The organism is Palaeococcus sp. (in: euryarchaeotes), from assembly GCF_053987695.1.
Genome location: NZ_JBMXHE010000083.1, coordinates 1 through 3498 on the forward strand (window position 1 = coordinate 1; position 3498 = coordinate 3498).

Sequence of the window (3498 nt, forward strand, 5' to 3'; positions counted from 1 at the left end):
TCGAGAGACTGAAGGATAAAGCTACAATTTCCGCGGTTCCTGTTGAACTTCCGGAAGATCTCAGACAGAGGATTGGTGAACTCGTCAAACCAGAGGAGTGTGGGATGGAGTATAAGCAGTTCTACGAGCTTTTCAAGAGAAAACACTGGAGAACGATACCCTATAGTTTACTCGGGAGCATTGCAAAGATTTTGGAGGATAAAGATAATAAAGCCTACAGCGAACTGGCCTGGATCCTCAGCGAGATAATAGAGAAAGAGGAGAAGATTAAGGGGAAACTAACGTTTTTAGAGGAGCTTGCATACTCCGAAATCCTGTGGGAGAGGATCAGAGGGGTGAAAACGGTAGACAGCCCCTATGAGCACGTATATGACCTGACCGTTGAAGGCTCGCACAGCTTCATTGCAAACGGCTTCCTCGTCCACAACACTGCTGCCGCTGTGAGAGACGAGCTAACAGGCTCCTGGGTGCTCGAAGCGGGTGTTTTGGTGCTGGCAGACATGGGTATTGCGTGCCTTCATCCGGACTCAAGAGTCCTCGTCAACGGAGAATACAGGCGGGTTGAGGAGCTCTTTGATCCCTCAAAGGCATATAAAGCTAAATCTAATGGCGAAGTTGTTGATATCCAGGAGTGCAACCTTGAAGTGGTATCTCTTAATATTAATAGCATGACGAGCGAGAAAGCCACCGCAACCGTCCTCAGACGAAAACCCTGGAAGGGTGAGCTTATTAGAATAAAGCTCCGCTCCGGAAACGAACTAACCCTTACACCCGATCATTGGTTGATCGATGGAAAAACATTAAAATGGAGGGAGGCAGGGAAATTTAAAGTTGGTGACTTGATAATAGCTATGGACTCTATGTTGAAGCCAAACAGGGACAAAATTGTTTCAATTGAGAGAATTCCCTATGAGGGCTACGTTTACGATCTCTACGTTCCAAACCTTCACAACTTCCTCGCCGAGGGAGTAGTGGTCCATAACTGCATAGACGAATTTGATAAGATGAACGACCGTGATAGGAGCGCTATACACGAGGCACTTGAGCAGCAGAGCTATCACCGGGACTTTGAGCTCCTTTTAGCCGATGGGAGGAAGGTTAAAATCGGCGAGTTTGTTGATAGGCTCATTGAAGAGAACCGCGATAATGTGATACCCGGTAAGGATACCGAAGTCCTGCCCGTCGAAGGAATACATCTTTTAGCCTACGACCTGAAGTCCCACAAAATCATAAAAGCCAGAGCCTCAAGGGTAAGCCGCCACAGAGCACCCGAAGAGTTCATCAAGCTGACTTTCAGCAATGGACGCGAGATAACCGTTACTCCAGAACACCCGATAATGATATGGAATAAAGGCATAGTTGAGGTTCCCGCTAAAGATGTGAAGAGAAAAGACCTCGTGCTGGCTGTGAGAGAGTATCCCTTTGATATCACCGCATCATCAATAGAGTGGGACAAAAAAGGAAGACTTCCGAAGGAAGTGTTTACAGCTGATGAGAAAGCTAAGCTTGAGTTCATAAAAACACTGAAGTCACTCCCCTACTCAAAGAACACAATAACGGTCAAAGACAAAAAGCTTGCGGAGGACATCCAGGACTTCTTCCTCTCACTTGGAAAACTCACGAGAATTAAGCGCGGGGTAAACAGGTTCTATATAGTGGAAGAGCAAAAAAAAGTGGACTTAGTGCCCATTGAGTTCCTCCATGAAATCTACAGTGCCCTGCACTTTGTTAAAATCAGCAACAAGAGAATAATCCAGAGAAACAACACAAGAACATACCTCAACAGGAAAGAATTTTTGATCCTTGCAAATGAAGCCCTAAGGGACATTGATGAGCGCAGGAGAGCCGTGCTTGAGGATAACGCGGATGCAGTATTCAAAACAATCCACCCACTGGAGGCAGAACGCTCTTTTGGATTTATAAAACCCCAGCTGGTAAATAAAGCTCTCAGAGACAGAGAACTCTTTGAGGACGTTAAGAGGTTTGCATTGTCAAAACTGGAGAAAGCAGAGGCCATGATTCACCGGACCGTAGAAAAGAGCTATTCCGTCTCCTTCCTCCTCGTGGAGGGAGCTGAAAGTGTAAAAAATAAAGACTCCGAGTGGGTTTACGACATCACCGTCGAACCCTACAACCTCTTTGTCTCCCACGGTATGGTGCTCCACAACTCCATAAGCATAAGCAAGGCGGGCATTACAGCAACGCTGAACTCAAGGACAACGGTTATAGCGGCTGCGAATCCAAAATATGGAAGGTTCAATAGAGCCAAACCACTTCCGGAGCAGCTCGATTTGCCGCCAACGCTTTTGAGCAGGTTTGATTTGATATTTGTGCTTCTTGATGAGCCCGATGATACCATGGATTCCGAAATAGCCACCCACATCCTCAAAGTTAGAAGGGGAGAGGCGGAGGCTGTCACGCCAAAGGTTCCCTATGACCTGCTCAAAAAATACATAGCCTATGCGAGGAAGAACATTCACCCCGTTCTGAGCAAGGAGGCAATGGACGAGATTAAGCGCTACTACATACGGATGAGAAAGATGGGAGGCATAGGGAACGGAGATGAAGGGGTCAAGCCGATGCCCATAACCGCGAGGCAGCTTGAAGCCCTTATAAGATTGAGCGAGGCTCATGCAAGAATGCGCCTGAGTGAGGTTGTCACGAGGGAAGACGCAAAAAGGGCTATTGATATAATGGAGTACACACTAAAGCAGGTCGCAACGGATGAGAGTGGAGAGTTTGACATTTCCATTCTGGAGGTAGGAAAATCCTCAAAGCAGATCAACAAGATTGAGAGGATGATAACCATTATAAAGCGGCTTGAGAATACCAAGGAATGGGGAGCACCCAGGGAAGAGATTATAAAGGAAGCCGTTGAGAGCGGCATGAAGGAGGATGAAGCGGAAAGACTGCTTGAGAGGCTCTTTAAAGAGGGCCAGCTTTACAGTCCAAGGGATGGCTATTATCGTGTAGCATAGGAGGTGGAAAGATGATAGAAGAAAAGTTTTACGATTATGAAGGACTTTTGGAAAAAGCCTATGAGGAGCTTCCTGAGAATGTGAAGCACCACGGCTCAAGATTTGAAGTTCCCCCTGCTTCCGTTACGATAGAGGGAAACAAGACAATCATTGACAACTTCATGGACATAGCAGAGGCTATGAATAGAGACCCTCAGCACTTGCTGAAGTTCGTATTGAAGGAGGTCGCCACGGCAGGATCTTTGGAAGGAAGGCGTGTTATTTTGCAGGGCCGCTTTACTCCCTACCTAATAGGGAACAAACTCAAGAAGTACCTCAAGGAGTATGTGATCTGTCCGGTCTGTGGAGCACCCGATACAAAGATCATCAAAAAAGGACGCTTCCACTACCTTAAATGTGAGGCTTGCGGTGCTGAAACACCCATTGCCCATCTTTGAGTTCTTCTCTCTATTTAATTTTCTTCAATTGACCTTGAAGGGCAAGGCTTTCAAAAGAAAAAAGTAATTTTGATGAGTTTATA

2 protein-coding genes are annotated in these 3498 nt (G+C 46.3%); both read left to right on the top strand.

Annotation, left to right across the window (positions count from 1 at the left end; all coding sequences use genetic code 11):
• On the top strand, positions 1-2978 hold a 2978-nt coding region (locus ACXJGZ_RS06995; RefSeq protein WP_456398785.1), incomplete at its 5' end, for a hypothetical protein.
• An 11-nt stretch (positions 2979-2989) separates the two neighbouring features.
• Positions 2990-3415: a translation initiation factor IF-2 subunit beta gene (locus tag ACXJGZ_RS07000; protein ID WP_293253634.1), complete on the top strand. Its 426-nt coding sequence runs from the start codon at positions 2990-2992 to the stop codon at positions 3413-3415.
• The last annotated feature ends 83 nt before the right edge of the window (positions 3416-3498 follow it).